At 64.0% G+C, this 12,905-nt stretch carries 10 protein-coding genes and 2 tRNA genes; 3 read left to right on the top strand and 9 right to left on the bottom strand.

The features are described 5' to 3' along the window. Window positions 1–116: 116 nt before the first annotated feature. A complete protein-coding gene (locus tag F8237_RS31065; RefSeq protein WP_151649908.1) occupies window positions 117–977 on the bottom strand; it encodes a class I SAM-dependent methyltransferase in 861 nt (286 codons plus the stop codon). 127 nt (window positions 978–1,104) lie between these two features. Between F8237_RS31065 and F8237_RS31060 the strand changes: the two genes are divergently transcribed. Then, window positions 1,105–1,181: transfer RNA gene (locus tag F8237_RS31060), tRNA-Val, on the top strand. A 19-nt stretch (window positions 1,182–1,200) separates the two neighbouring features. On the opposite strand, the gene F8237_RS31055 is transcribed toward F8237_RS31060, so the two are convergent. The 6 genes from F8237_RS31055 to F8237_RS31030 all read right to left on the bottom strand — a co-directional run bounded on the left by F8237_RS31055 (window position 1,201) and on the right by F8237_RS31030 (window position 8,718). Further along, window positions 1,201–1,605 (bottom strand): GFA family protein, encoded by a 405-nt coding sequence (locus F8237_RS31055; RefSeq protein ID WP_151649907.1) that lies wholly within the window; start codon window positions 1,603–1,605, stop codon window positions 1,201–1,203. A gap of 86 nt (window positions 1,606–1,691) precedes the next feature. After that, the gene (gene lon, locus F8237_RS31050; RefSeq protein ID WP_041748872.1) at window positions 1,692–4,115 is read right to left on the bottom strand and encodes an endopeptidase La; all 2,424 of its coding nucleotides are present in this window, start codon (window positions 4,113–4,115) and stop codon (window positions 1,692–1,694) included. Window positions 4,116–4,439: 324 nt separating this feature from the next. Next, a complete protein-coding gene (gene clpX, locus F8237_RS31045; RefSeq protein WP_014494834.1) occupies window positions 4,440–5,711 on the bottom strand; it encodes an ATP-dependent Clp protease ATP-binding subunit ClpX in 1,272 nt (423 codons plus the stop codon). A 446-nt stretch (window positions 5,712–6,157) separates the two neighbouring features. Further along, window positions 6,158–6,793, bottom strand: coding sequence for an ATP-dependent Clp protease proteolytic subunit (locus F8237_RS31040; protein ID WP_151649906.1), 636 nt, complete (start codon window positions 6,791–6,793; stop codon window positions 6,158–6,160). Between the two features lie 304 nt (window positions 6,794–7,097). Beyond that, a complete protein-coding gene (tig, locus tag F8237_RS31035; protein WP_151649905.1) occupies window positions 7,098–8,459 on the bottom strand; it encodes a trigger factor in 1,362 nt (453 codons plus the stop codon). 174 nt (window positions 8,460–8,633) lie between these two features. Then, a tRNA-Leu gene (locus tag F8237_RS31030) sits at window positions 8,634–8,718 on the bottom strand. A gap of 163 nt (window positions 8,719–8,881) precedes the next feature. Here F8237_RS31030 and F8237_RS31025 point away from each other — a divergent pair. Continuing rightward, window positions 8,882–10,198 (top strand): multicopper oxidase family protein, encoded by a 1,317-nt coding sequence (locus F8237_RS31025; RefSeq protein ID WP_151649904.1) that lies wholly within the window; start codon window positions 8,882–8,884, stop codon window positions 10,196–10,198. A gap of 1 nt (window position 10,199) precedes the next feature. Here F8237_RS31025 and F8237_RS31020 read toward each other — a convergent pair whose 3' ends face one another. Together F8237_RS31020 and F8237_RS31015 are read right to left on the bottom strand one after the other, a co-directional pair. Further along, window positions 10,200–10,643 carry a GNAT family N-acetyltransferase gene (locus F8237_RS31020; RefSeq protein WP_151649903.1) on the bottom strand — a complete coding sequence of 148 codons (444 nt, stop codon included), beginning with the start codon at window positions 10,641–10,643 and terminating at the stop codon, window positions 10,200–10,202. Beyond that, entirely contained in the window at window positions 10,644–12,143 is a 1,500-nt protein-coding gene (locus F8237_RS31015; protein WP_162006288.1) for an NAD(P)H-hydrate dehydratase, read from the bottom strand. A gap of 380 nt (window positions 12,144–12,523) precedes the next feature. Here F8237_RS31015 and F8237_RS31010 point away from each other — a divergent pair, with 380 nt between their 5' ends. After that, complete coding sequence (locus tag F8237_RS31010) at window positions 12,524–12,862, top strand: P-II family nitrogen regulator (RefSeq protein ID WP_007603495.1); 339 nt, start codon at window positions 12,524–12,526, stop codon at window positions 12,860–12,862. The last annotated feature ends 43 nt before the right edge of the window (window positions 12,863–12,905 follow it).

Here is a 12,905-nt window from a genome sequence, read left to right as displayed (position 1 = left end):
GCCCGGCTGCATCCTGGCCGTTCATCCTTCGAAGCTCCCGGCGCGATGCTGAGCATCGCACCAGTCGCACCTCAGGATGACGGGTCTGATAGGTAAGCCGCTATGATGGCAGAGGCCTACCCCGCCTTCGCCGTCACGATCCAGATCGCGCCCTGCAACGCCACGCTCTGCCCCTTCTGGAACGGCGCGAGCGTTTCGCGGATCGACGCCTTGGCGGCCGCATATGTCTCCGGCGGATGGCCCTGCAGCGCGCGGCTGGCGGGGCCGATCTGGAGCGAGCCCTCGACCGCCGCATCGAGACCGCCACCGATGGCGATGTCCATCGCCAGATTGTGCGGCTCCATCGCCACGTTGACGAAGCCCGCGCCCGACAGGATACGCATCACGCGCTCTTCCGAGGCGAAGGCGAACGGGCCCGGCTCCTCCGGCCCGACCGGCGGCATCTTGGGCACATGTTTGTAGACCGCCATCAGCGGCGCCATCATCCACGGATTTTCCTTCGGCTCGCGCCAGCAGGCAAACGCCAGCCGCCCCGACGGCTTCAGCGCGCGGCGCAGATTGGTGAAGGACGCGATGGGATCGGCGAAGAACATCACGCCGAAGCGCGAGGCGAGCAGATCAAAACTCGCCGGCTCGAACGGATAGACGGTCGCATCCGCCAGCACGAAATCGAGCGGCAGCCCTTTTGGCGCAAACGCGCGCGCCTGCGACAGCATCGGTTCGGAGACGTCGAGGCCGAGCGCAAATCCATTTGGCGCCACTGCTTTGGCGAACGCAAACGTCGTCGCGCCGGAGCCGCAACCGACATCGAGAATGCGCTCGCCCGGCTTCGGCCTCGCGCGATCGATCAGCACCTCGGCAATGGGTCCGAGCAGCGTTTCCTGTGCCGCATGGCGGTCGGCCCAGCGCTGTCCGCTCGGCCCGTTCCAATAGGCGATCTGGTCGGCGTTTTGCTCGTGTCCACTTGGCTGTTGCATTGAGCCCCCTGTCGTTTTGCGGGTGGTGATACCACGCCGAAAGCCAATCAAGCGGTCAAATCAGCGCGGTTTGCGACGCGCCCACCTCTTGCTCCAGCACCCACTGGAGCGCTAAAGAGGCGCCGTGGGGCGGTTAGCTCAGCTGGTTAGAGCATCTCGTTTACACCGAGAGGGTCCGCGGTTCGAATCCGTGACCGCCCACCAAACTCCGGACACCCGAATCTCAATCCCCCGGCCTGCCTGGCAGCCCCGGCACGGCGTCGATCCATACCGCCGCCGACTGGCACCAGATCTGGCGGCTGGGCCGCAATTGGTCGCGCTGGCGGATGCTGCCCCAGCGGATGCCCCAATCGTCGGCCTGGTCGCCCTCGCCGCTGGTGAACAGCGGGGAGCCGCAGTCGGCGCAAAAGTGCTGGAAGCGCATCCGGCCATTGTCGCCGCGCTTGCCGTAGACCTTCGGGGTGCCGCCGGTCAGCTTGACGTCGGCACTGGTGCAGATCGCGGTCACCCGGAACGGCGATCCCGTCAGGCTCTGGCAGTCCCGGCAATGACAGACCGAGACCGTCTCCGGATCGATCTCGGCCTCGAAGGTGATCTGCCCGCAACGGCATTGGCCGTCGATCTGCATCGCCGCATCCTCTTGTCCGTCGTCCCCTGCCCCAAACAAAAACGGCGCCCGAAGGCGCCGTTTTATCATGTTTCCGAGCTGCGATCTCAGTGAGCGGTCAGGCCGCCGGCGGCTTCGTCGCCGTCCGGCTTCACCGTCACCTTGGTGTCCTCTTCCCAGACGATCGGCACCGGCTTCTTCACCAGCGCCCTGGCGACGACGTCGTCGAGGCGCGAGACCGGGATGATCTCCATGCCGCCCTTGATCGCATCGGAAATCTCCGTGAGATCCTTGGCGTTGTCCTCGGGGATCAGCACCGTCTTGATGCCGCCGCGGGCAGCAGCCAGCAGCTTCTCCTTCAGGCCGCCGATCGGCAGCACGCGGCCGCGCAGCGTGATCTCGCCGGTCATCGCGACATCGTGGCGGACCGGAATGCCGGTCATGACCGAGATGATCGCGGTGGCCATCGCCACGCCCGCGGACGGACCGTCCTTCGGCGTCGCGCCTTCCGGCACGTGCACGTGGATGTCGCGGCGGTCGAACAGCGGCGGCTCGATGCCGTAGACGATCGCACGCGAGCGGACATAGGACGCCGCCGCCGAGATCGACTCTTTCATCACGTCGCGCAGATTGCCCGTGACCGTCATCTTGCCCTTGCCCGGCATCATGACGCCTTCGATGGTCAGCAGCTCGCCGCCGACGTCCGTCCAGGCAAGGCCGGTGACGATGCCGACCTGCGGCTCGCTCTCGATCTCGCCGTAGCGATACTTCGGCACGCCCAGAAGCTCTTCGAGAGTCTTCTCGGTGACCTTGACCGACTTCTTCTTGGAGATCATCAGCTCCTTCACCGCCTTGCGGGCGAGTGTGGAGAGCTCACGCTCCAGATTACGCACGCCCGCTTCGCGGGTGTAGCGGCGGATCAGAAGCAGCAGCGCGTCGTCGTCGATCGAGAACTCCTTGGAGTCCAGGCCGTGCTTGGACACCGCGTTCGGGATCAGGTGCTTGCGCGCGATCTCGACCTTCTCGTTCTCGGTGTAACCCGCGATCCGGATGATCTCCATGCGGTCCATCAGCGGGCCGGGAATATTGAGCGTATTCGCGGTCGTGATGAACATGACGTTCGACAGATCGTAGTCGACCTCCAGATAGTGGTCGGCAAACGTCCCGTTCTGCTCGGGGTCGAGGACCTCGAGCAAGGCCGAGGACGGATCGCCGCGGAAATCGGCGCCCATCTTGTCGATCTCGTCCAGCAGGAACAGCGGATTGGACGACTTCGCCTTGCGCATCGACTGGATGATCTTGCCGGGCATCGAGCCGATATAGGTGCGGCGGTGACCGCGGATCTCGGCCTCGTCGCGCACGCCGCCGAGCGATACGCGCACGAATTCGCGCCCCGTCGCCTTCGCGATCGACTTGCCGAGCGAGGTCTTGCCGACGCCGGGCGGTCCGACGAGGCACAGGATCGGGCCAGTCAGCTTGTTGGCGCGCGACTGCACCGCGAGATACTCGACGATGCGTTCCTTGACCTTCTCGAGACCGTAGTGATCGGAGTCCAGAACGGCCTGCGCCGCTCCCAGATCCTTCTTCACCTTGGACTTCTTGTTCCACGGAATCGACAGCAGCCAATCCAGATAGTTGCGCACGACGGTCGCTTCCGCGGACATCGGCGACATCTGGCGCAGCTTCTTCAATTCATGCTGCGCCTTCTCGCGCGCTTCCTTGGAGAGCTTGGTCTTGGAGATCTTCTCTTCGAGATCGGCGAGCTCGTCGCGACCGTCGTCGTCGCCGAGCTCCTTCTGGATCGCCTTCATCTGCTCGTTGAGATAATACTCGCGCTGGGTCTTCTCCATCTGGCGCTTGACGCGCGAGCGGATGCGCTTCTCGACCTGCAGCACCGAGATCTCGCTCTCCATCAGGCCCAGCACCTTCTCGAGGCGCGTGGTGACGGACAACGTCTCCAGGATGCCCTGGCGGTCCGCGATCTTGACTGCGAGATGCGAGGCAACGGTGTCGGCGAGCTTGGCGAAATCGGTGATCGCCTGCACGACACCGACGACCTCGGCGGAGATCTTCTTGTTGAGCTTCACGTAGCTCTCGAAGTCGGACACGACCGAACGCGACAGCGCTTCCGCCTCGACCGACTTCGCGTCGGTGTCGGCGAGCGCAATTGCGGTCGCTTCGTAATACTCGCTGCGATCGGTGTACTTCTGCACGCGCGCACGCTCGAGCCCTTCGACCAGCACCTTCACGGTGCCGTCGGGAAGCTTCAGGAGCTGGAGCACGCTGGCAAGCGTACCGGTCTCGTAAATGGCATCGGGCGCCGGATCATCGTCCGACGCGTTCTTCTGCGTCGCGAGCATGATCAGCGCGTCGTTCTTCATCACCTCTTCGAGCGCGCGGATCGACTTCTCGCGGCCGACGAAGAGCGGAACGATCATATGCGGGAAGACGACGATGTCGCGCAGCGGCAGCACGGGATAAGCGTGTGTTTCGCCATGGACAATGGTTGGCCGGGGTTTTGGATTCGTCATGGCCTTTTCCTTTTGCTTTGCCCCCTTGCACGCAGCCCGCCATGCTCATGCGCAACCGCCACAAGGTGCCGAGGTGATCCACAAAACCAGCCTGCCATTTGCAGGGCGGACCGGGCTTGCCGGATCGGAACTGAGGCGAATCTTGAACAGAAGTGTCGCTCGCCGTCGATATTAGGTGGCTATCGACCGGGGGGGTGTCAAGTCATTGAAAGACGCGCGCCATCAGGCGCTTACGCACGCGAATAAGCGACGCAACATCGGCTGCGGAGGTACTTTCCGCAGCCCTTACTTGATAAGACGATTGGAGCGTTCCAGCGCCGCAAATCAGGCGCTGGCGTTCTCGACGGCGCGATCGGACCGATCGGCGTAGATGTAGAGCGGACGGGCCGTTCCTTCCACGACTTCGCGCGAAATCACGACTTCTTCCACACCTTCGAGGCCCGGCAGGTCGAACATGGTCTCGAGCAGGATCGCCTCCAGGATCGAACGCAGACCACGCGCGCCGGTCTTGCGCTCGATCGCCTTGCGGGCGACCGCGCCAAGCGCCTCGTCGGCGAAGGTCAGCTCGATGTTCTCCATCTCGAACAGCCGCTGGTACTGTTTCACCAGCGCGTTCTTCGGCTCGGTGAGGATCTTCTTCAGCGACGTCTCGTCGAGGTCCTCGAGCGTCGCCACGACCGGCAGACGGCCGACGAACTCGGGGATGAGGCCGTACTTCAAGAGGTCCTCAGGCTCGACGTGACGGAATATCTCGCCGGTCCGGCGATCCTCCGGCGCGAGCACCTGGGCGGCGAAGCCGATCGAGGTCGAACGGCCGCGCGCCGAGATGATCTTCTCGAGGCCGGCGAACGCACCGCCGCAGATGAACAGGATGTTGGTGGTATCCACCTGCAGGAACTCCTGCTGCGGATGCTTGCGGCCGCCCTGCGGCGGGACCGAAGCCACCGTGCCTTCCATGATCTTCAGCAGCGCCTGCTGCACGCCCTCACCCGATACGTCGCGCGTGATCGAGGGATTGTCGGACTTGCGGCTGATCTTATCGATTTCGTCGATGTAGACGATGCCGCGCTGGGCGCGCTCGACATTGTAGTCGGCGGCCTGGAGCAGCTTCAGGATGATGTTCTCGACGTCCTCGCCGACATAGCCGGCTTCGGTCAGCGTCGTCGCGTCAGCCATCGTGAAGGGCACGTCCAGGATGCGGGCGAGCGTCTGCGCGAGCAGCGTCTTGCCCGAGCCGGTCGGACCGATCAGCAGGATGTTCGACTTCGCAAGCTCGACGTCGTTGTGCTTGGTCTGGTGATTGAGGCGCTTGTAGTGGTTGTGCACCGCGACCGACAGGACCTTCTTGGCATGGCTCTGGCCGATCACGTAATCGTCCAGCACCTTGCAGATTTCCTTCGGCGTCGGAATGCCGTCGCGCGACTTGACCAGCGAGGATTTGTTCTCCTCGCGGATGATGTCCATGCACAGCTCGACGCACTCGTCGCAGATGAAGACCGTGGGACCCGCGATCAGTTTGCGGACTTCGTGCTGGCTCTTGCCGCAGAACGAGCAATATAGCGTGTTCTTGGAGTCGCTCGTGCCGACCTTACTCATTCATGTCTCCGTCCGCGGTTCGATCTCGTCCGCTCGATCGCCCATTCCGACACAGTAGTCGGCATGGGAGTCAAATAGAGCAAATTCCGTACCAAAAAAGACCCTACGCGTTACATCCCGTGCGAATCACGGTCACTCGACTCTCCGCGAGAGTAGCCGATCTTTCGTAGCCAACCATGCTGTCACCCGACTATCAAGAATTCGCTAATCGGGGAGCTGCCGGCTACCCGTGACAATACCGTGATTTCACGTCTTGGCACGGGAGAACTGATCGAAATCGCGGCTGCGTGGCTGGATTGCCACGAAAAACAAGCACGAAAGCGGAACTTTCTGCCTGCCGCTGGGCGCAAAATTGATTTTGCGCGCCCTCCGAACGCGTCCTTAGCAGGAACGGCGTCCTGACGATCCCCCGCGACGCCGGGGATCGCTGCTGCATCCCGGTAGTGCTACGGGGTCTTCACGCCCGCCGGCTCCTCGGCGCGCTTGTCGATGACCCTGTCCACCAGACCGAACTCCTTGGCGTCGTTCGCGGTCAGGAACTTGTCGCGTTCCAGCGCATCCTCGATCGTCTTGTAGGTCTGGCCGGTGTGCTTCACGTAGATTTCGTTGAGCCGCTTCTTCAGGTTCAGGATTTCCTGGGCGTGCAGCATGATGTCGGTGGCCTGGCCCTGGAAGCCGCCGGAGGGCTGATGCACCATGATGCGCGCGTTCGGCAGCGAGAAGCGCATGTCCTTCTCTCCGGCGCAGAGCAGCAGCGAGCCCATCGAGGCCGCCTGGCCCGTGCACAGCGTCGAGACCGGCGGACGGATGAACTGCATGGTGTCGTAGATCGCAAGGCCCGACGTCACCACGCCGCCCGGCGAGTTGATGTACATCGAGATTTCCTTCTTCGGATTTTCCGCCTCAAGGAACAAGAGCTGCGCGACGATCAGCGTCGACATGCCGTCCTCGACCGGTCCGGTCAGAAAGATGATGCGCTCCTTCAAAAGGCGCGAGAAAATGTCGTAGGCGCGCTCGCCACGGTTGGTCTGCTCGACCACCATGGGCACGAGGTTCATGTAGGTTTCAACCGGATCGCGCATGAGTCACCTGGGTTTTAGGAGGACATCGCCAGTCTTGGCTGCCAGGCTTGCTGGACTTGCCGGAAGGCCGATGGACGTCCCGTGATGCAGGAAGTTGGTAGAAGTAGAACGCGTAGGTAAAGGGCGTACCGACAAATATAGCCCAATTCGCGCCAGACAAGTGCGGAGCGAATTAAGGCTTAATCCACCCGGCACTTGAAGCTGATTCTCGCAAAAAGGCCCAGCCAGCCACATGGCTAGCCGGGCCTGATCCTTGATCATCCTTAATAGAAGGCTTTCTTGGGGAAAGGATCGCTCAAAGCCTTCAGGCTGCGGTCTTTTCCGTCTCGTCGTCCTTGTAGAGGTCGTCGCGCGAGACCTTCTTCTCGGTCACGTTGGCGAGCTCGAGGATGAAGTCGACGACCTTGTCCTCGTAAATCGGTGCACGAAGCTGGGCCAACGCCTGGGCGTTGCTGCGGTAATAGTCCCAGACTTCCTTCTCGCGCCCGGGCATCGAGCGCGCCCGCTCGATCACGGCACGGCCGACCTCGTCGTCGGTCACGGTGATCTTGTTCTTCTCGCCGATCTCCGAGAGCACGAGGCCGAGGCGCACGCGGCGGTCGGCGATCTTGCGGTACTCTTCCTTGGCGGCGTCCTCAGTGGTGTTCTCGTCGGCAAAGGTCTTGGCCGCGGAGTCCATCTCGGCCCTGACCGAGTTCCACATCAGATTGAACTCCTCGTCGACGAGCGAGGGCGGTGCCTCGAAGCGATGGGCCTCGTCGAGCTGGTCGAGCAGCGCACGCTTGACGCGCTGGCGCGTCGCGGTCGAGAACTCGGCGACCAGCCGCTCGCGCGCAGCCTCCTTCAGCTTGTCCAGCGATTCGAGGCCAAGCGTCTTGGCGAACTCGTCGTCGATCGCGATGTCCTGCGGCGCCTCGATCGTCGTCGCGGTGGTCTCGAACTCGGCCGGCTGGCCGGCGAGCTTCTCGCTCATGTAGTTCTTCGGGAACGTCACCTTGAGCGTGCGGGTCTCTCCCGCGCCGATGCCGATGAGCTGCTCCTCGAAGCCCGGAATGAAGGTGTTGGAGCCGATCACGACCTGGATGCCCTCGCCGGTGCCGCCCTCGAAGGCTTCGCCGTTGATGGTGCCCTTGAAGCTGATGGTGACGCGGTCGCCCGACTCAGCCTTGGCGCCGTCCGCCTTCGCGGCATAGCCGCGGTTGGAATCAGCGATGCGCTTGATCGCCTCGTCGACGTCGGCGTCGGTCACGTCGGCGACCGGCTTCTCGACCTGGAAGGACTTGAAGTCGGCGAGCGCGATCGCCGGCACCACCTCGATCGCGACCGTGTAGGTCAGATCGGTCTTGCCGCTCAACAGCTCCTCGACCTCGGCCTGCTCGCTCGGCATGGTGATCTTCGGCTCGGTCGCAAGGCGGAAGCCGCGCTCGGAGAACAGCTGCGTGTTGGTGTCGCGGATGGTCTGGTCGATGGTCTCGGCCATCACCGAGCGGCCATAGACCTTCTTGAGGTGAGAGACCGGCACCTTGCCGGGACGGAAGCCGTTGATGCGGACCTTGTCCTTGAGGTCGACGAGCTTGGCGCCGGCCTTGGCGTCGAGATCAGACGCGGGAACGCTGATCTTGAACTCGTGCTTCAAACCTTCCGAGAGGGTTTCTGTGACCTGCATGGCGTCCAATCTTCTTCTCGTTCGGCCCCGGCACATTGCGTGTCGGGACGCTGTCATTAATCGATCCGGCGCGAGGCGAACGCCTCAACGCCGGCGGTTCATCGAACCGCTTCCGCCGGAAAAACTCCGTGTGGAAGCAGCCCTTCAGTAATCCGTGCAAACGCTGAAAGCGCTTGGTGCGGGCGGAGGGACTCGAACCCCCACAACTTTCGTCACTGGAACCTAAATCCAGCGCGTCTACCAGTTCCGCCACGCCCGCGTAATTTGCATCAAGACCGGCCGCGATGCCGCGGGCGGCGGGCTTATAGCATGTGCCCGCCTGTTCGCAGCAAAAAAATGGCCTGATCGAGGCAGGCTTCAAGTCGGCAGCAAGTAGGCAGGATGGCTGGACTTATCCAGTGCGGCATGGTCCGGATCGAGCCATGAAAATGCGGATATTCGACCCGACCAGGCGCGAGGTTCTCGGCGGTCTTGGCGCCTCGCTCGGGGCCTCTGCGGCCGGGTTGATGTCCGGCGGTGCGGGCCCGCTGGTGACCGCCCAGGTCGCGCTCCAGGCCCGACTCGCGACCCTGGCTCTGCGGCCAGGTCAGCCGGCTACACCAATCTGGGAGCTCGCCGCCGTAAGCCACACCAGGGGCGTCCGTCTCAAGCGTGGCGACCGCTGCGAGGTGGTCTTCCGGAACGACCTGCCTGTGCCGCTTGCCCCAGTCTGGTACGGCCTGAATGCCGCGGCCGGGGCAGACCCGCTGCGGGGGCGCGCCCCGACAGCGCCGGATGCCACCGAAACATCAATTATTTCAATAGCAAATGCCGGAACTCTACTAGCCGACTTCCGCCTTTTCGAGGACGGCCTCAAGCAACCCGCACGCCCGCTTCCGATCATCGCCGACGAAACAATCCGGGTCGCCGTCGATCGCGACGAGATCCTGCTGATCGAGGAATGGCGCTTGCGGCAGGACGGGACCGCGCTGCCCCCGGGGCATGACCCGAGGGACACGACACCGCTCTACACAATCAACGGGCAGACTTCATTCAAACTCTCAGCCAAGGCCGGTGAGCGGTTGCGGCTGCGCTTCATCAACGGCTCGCAACGATCTGTCCTGGCGATCAAATTGGAGAATCACGACGTCCGCGTGGTGGCGCTGGACGGACAACCGGCCGAGCCGTTCCCGGCACGGAGCGGCGCCCTGGTGCTGGCCCCCGGGGCACGCGCCGACGCCGTAGTGGATGCGGCCGCATCGGTCCCAATCCTGCTCCATGACGGCAAGGAGGCGCGCTCCATCGGGAAGCTCACGATATCGGGCGGACCGGACCGGCGCGTGCCGCTGCGGCCGCCCGAGCGGCTCCCGCCGAACGACCTGCCTGAGAAGCTCGATCTGAGAGCCGCCCTGCGGTTCGATGTCGCGCTCGGCGCACCCGACGCCGGCTGGACGCGGCCTGCAAGCTTCTCCGTCGCCTCCGCTCCCGCCTTCCGTACCAAGCCCGGCCGCACCGTCGTGCTGGCCCTCAAGAACCCCGCGCCGGTCACCAGTGTGTTCCACCTGCACGGCCATCACTTCCGTCTGCTCGACCGGCTCGACGACGGCTGGAAGCCCTACTGGCTCGACACGATCGCCATCGAGCCCGGCCAGACCCAGCGCATCGCCTTCGCCGCGACCTCCCCCGGACGATGGCTGATCGAATCCGTCGTCACCGACTGGGCCGCACCGCGGCTGGTGCGCTGGTACGCGGTGGAATGAGTTATCGGCCCGCACGCGTCCAGAGGTAGCGGACGTCGGGCTCCCGCTCCTCGTTCCGCGTTCCGTCGGTCTTTTCGACCAGCGTGAACCCGCGCGCTTCATAGAAGCGTCGCGCTCGCGCGTTGCGCTGGAAGGTCCAGAGCTCGAGCCGTCCGTAGGCGCCCTTGGCGATGTCGAGGAGTTCGGTGCCGACGCCGCGGCCGTGGGCAGCGGGAAGCACGTAGAGCTGCTCGATCCAGCCGTCATGGAAGGCGATAAGCCCGCTGAGCTCATCGCCGTCGAAGCGTCCCCACACGCGGCACGTCGCGAAGACATGCTCGCGGTAGAACCAGCGGTCCTCGCCGGGCGTATATAGCCCGACGAGCCGAGGCATCGCATGGTCAAAGGCAATCCGATGGAGCCGCGCTGCCGCGCCCGTATCGGTGAGCGCGAGCTCTCTGATCACTTAGTACTCCACCCCAAGCGCACCATAAATCCGCCGGTGCACGGCAGGCAGCGTCTCGGTCAAATCCTCCGCAATCAGGCCGGGTCCCGCCTCGCTGCCAGCCTCGCCGTGCATCCAGACGCCGATGCTGGCGGCTTCGAAGGCTGGCACACCTTGCGCCAAAAGCCCGGCGATGATCCCGGCGAGCACGTCGCCGGCGCCGGCGGTGGCGAGCCAGGGCGGTGCGTTGGCGGCGATGGTGGCGCGGCCGTCCGGCGCCGCGATCGTGGTGTCAGGCCCCTTCAAGAGCACGACCGCGCCGGAACGCTCGGCAGCGGCGCGGACGCGCTCCAGCTTCGAGCGGCCCGGATATTTGTTGCTGAGATCGGAGAACAGCCGCGGAAACTCGCCTTCGTGCGGCGTCAGCACCACCGCATTGTCCTGCGAGGATTTGATCGACTCGAACAGGCGCTCGGGGTTGGCGGCAAAGCTCGTCAACGCATCGGCGTCGAGCACCAGATGCCGCTGCGCGCTGAGCGCCGTGTGGACGAAGTCGCAGGTGCGCTCGCCGACGCCGGTGCCGGGACCGATCATGCAGGTGTTGTAGCGCTTGTCGCCGAGCAGCTCGCCGAACTCGATCGCGGTGTCGACGGGACGAACCATCACCGCGGTCAGCGCGGCTGCATTGATCGCGAGCGCATCGCGCGGGGTCGCCAGCGTCACGAGACCCGCACCAGCCCGCAGCGCTGCACGCGCAGCGAGCCGCGCAGCCCCCGTCGCCGCCGCATCGCCGGAGACCGCGAGCACATGGCCCCGCGCGTATTTGTGGCCGTCGATGCGCGGCACCGGAAAGGCGGCGCCCCAGAAATCCGGATCGTTCTCGAAAATCCGCGGCGCGATCTCGTCCAGCACCTTTGCGTCGATCCCGATGTCGGCGACGCGCACGTGGCCGCAATGCATCCGGCCGGGCATCAACAGGTGCGCCGGCTTCTTGCGGAAGAAGGTGACGGTCTCGGTGGCATTCACCGCCACGCCCATCACGCCGGCGCTGGTGCCGTTGATGCCGCTCGGCAGGTCGACCGCAAGCACGGGCGCGCCGTTGGCGTTGATCGCCTCGATCATCGCTCGGGCCTCGCCGTCGACCGGACGACTGAGGCCCGCGCCGAACAGCGCATCGATGATCAACGCGGGCCGTCCGATCGCCTGCGGATTGAACGGGAGCACCGGATGCTTCCAGCCGCGCGCGGCAGAGGCCGCATCGCCCTGGAGCTGGTCGCGCTCGCACATCAGGATCACCGAGACCTCCCGGCCCTGCGCGGCAAGCTCGGCGGCCGCGACGAAACCGTCGCCGCCGTTGTTGCCGGGGCCGGCCACGATCAGGATCGGCCCCTCCTCCACCAGCGCGTTGGCGGCCTCAGTGACGGCCTGGCCCGCGCTCAGCATCAGCTTGAAGCCGGGCGTGCCGGCCGCGATCGAGAGCTGGTCGGCGCGCGCCATCTCAGCGTTGGTCAGAACTTCCATGCCACTTCCCTGTACAAACGCCTCTTCAACAGGCATCTTCCGTGCCGATCCGACCGACGGAACATTGATCTGCACACAGATCGAACCGTTTGCCTATTTCGTAGTCTTCGGTATTTTGGGCCGGTCGGCTCCACCTATCAGAGTTGCTCGTTAAAAGGCTGATAACGCTCCAATAATCAGGGCATTTGTAACTTGGCATAGACCCTGCTTTCGAGGAAGCCGCTTCGGTTCGTCGTGCTCACTGGCATCTTTCAGGGTGTGGCCGGCCGTTGTTGCCGGACTGGTCAGGGTTTCAGGCATATCGAAGACAAGATCGTGCGTGACAAAAGCGCATCCTGACGAAGACGTTGCTATTTGATCGAAAGGCCGGGAGGCGCGCAGTGAAGAAAATCGAAGCCATCATCAAGCCATTCAAGCTCGACGAGGTGAAGGAAGCGCTTCAGGAAGTCGGCCTGCAAGGCATTACCGTCACCGAAGCCAAGGGCTTTGGCCGCCAAAAGGGGCACGCCGAGCTTTATCGCGGCGCGGAATACATCGTCGACTTCCTGCCCAAGGTGAAGATCGAGATCGTGATCGGCGACGATCTGGTCGAACGCGCCATCGACGCAATTCGCCGCGCCGCGCAGACCGGACGGATCGGCGACGGCAAGATTTTCGTCTCCAACATCGAAGAGGCGATCCGCATCCGAACCGGCGAATCCGGGCTGGACGCTATCTGAGCCGGGTGCTATCCCGCAGCTTGCGACACTAAGAAAAGAAATA

It is taken from the genome of Bradyrhizobium betae, from assembly GCF_008932115.1.
Taxonomy (GTDB): domain Bacteria; phylum Pseudomonadota; class Alphaproteobacteria; order Rhizobiales; family Xanthobacteraceae; genus Bradyrhizobium; species Bradyrhizobium betae.
Note: the sequence above shows the minus strand (reverse complement) of the source record. Positions and strands in the feature narration are given on the sequence as shown.

Bases quoted from the DNA above. Each gene is read 5' to 3' on its own strand.
- F8237_RS31065 (WP_151649908.1), bottom strand. From the start codon at position 977: ATGCAACAGCCAAGTGGACACGAGCAAAACGCCGACCAGATCGCCTAT.
- F8237_RS31055 (WP_151649907.1), bottom strand. From the start codon at position 1,605: ATGCAGATCGACGGCCAATGCCGTTGCGGGCAGATCACCTTCGAGGCC.
- lon (WP_041748872.1), bottom strand. From the start codon at position 4,115: ATGACGAATCCAAAACCCCGGCCAACCATTGTCCATGGCGAAACACAC.
- clpX (WP_014494834.1), bottom strand. From the start codon at position 5,711: ATGAGTAAGGTCGGCACGAGCGACTCCAAGAACACGCTATATTGCTCG.
- F8237_RS31040 (WP_151649906.1), bottom strand. From the start codon at position 6,793: ATGCGCGATCCGGTTGAAACCTACATGAACCTCGTGCCCATGGTGGTC.
- tig (WP_151649905.1), bottom strand. From the start codon at position 8,459: ATGCAGGTCACAGAAACCCTCTCGGAAGGTTTGAAGCACGAGTTCAAG.
- F8237_RS31025 (WP_151649904.1), top strand. From the start codon at position 8,882: ATGAAAATGCGGATATTCGACCCGACCAGGCGCGAGGTTCTCGGCGGT.
- F8237_RS31015 (WP_162006288.1), bottom strand. From the start codon at position 12,143: ATGGAAGTTCTGACCAACGCTGAGATGGCGCGCGCCGACCAGCTCTCG.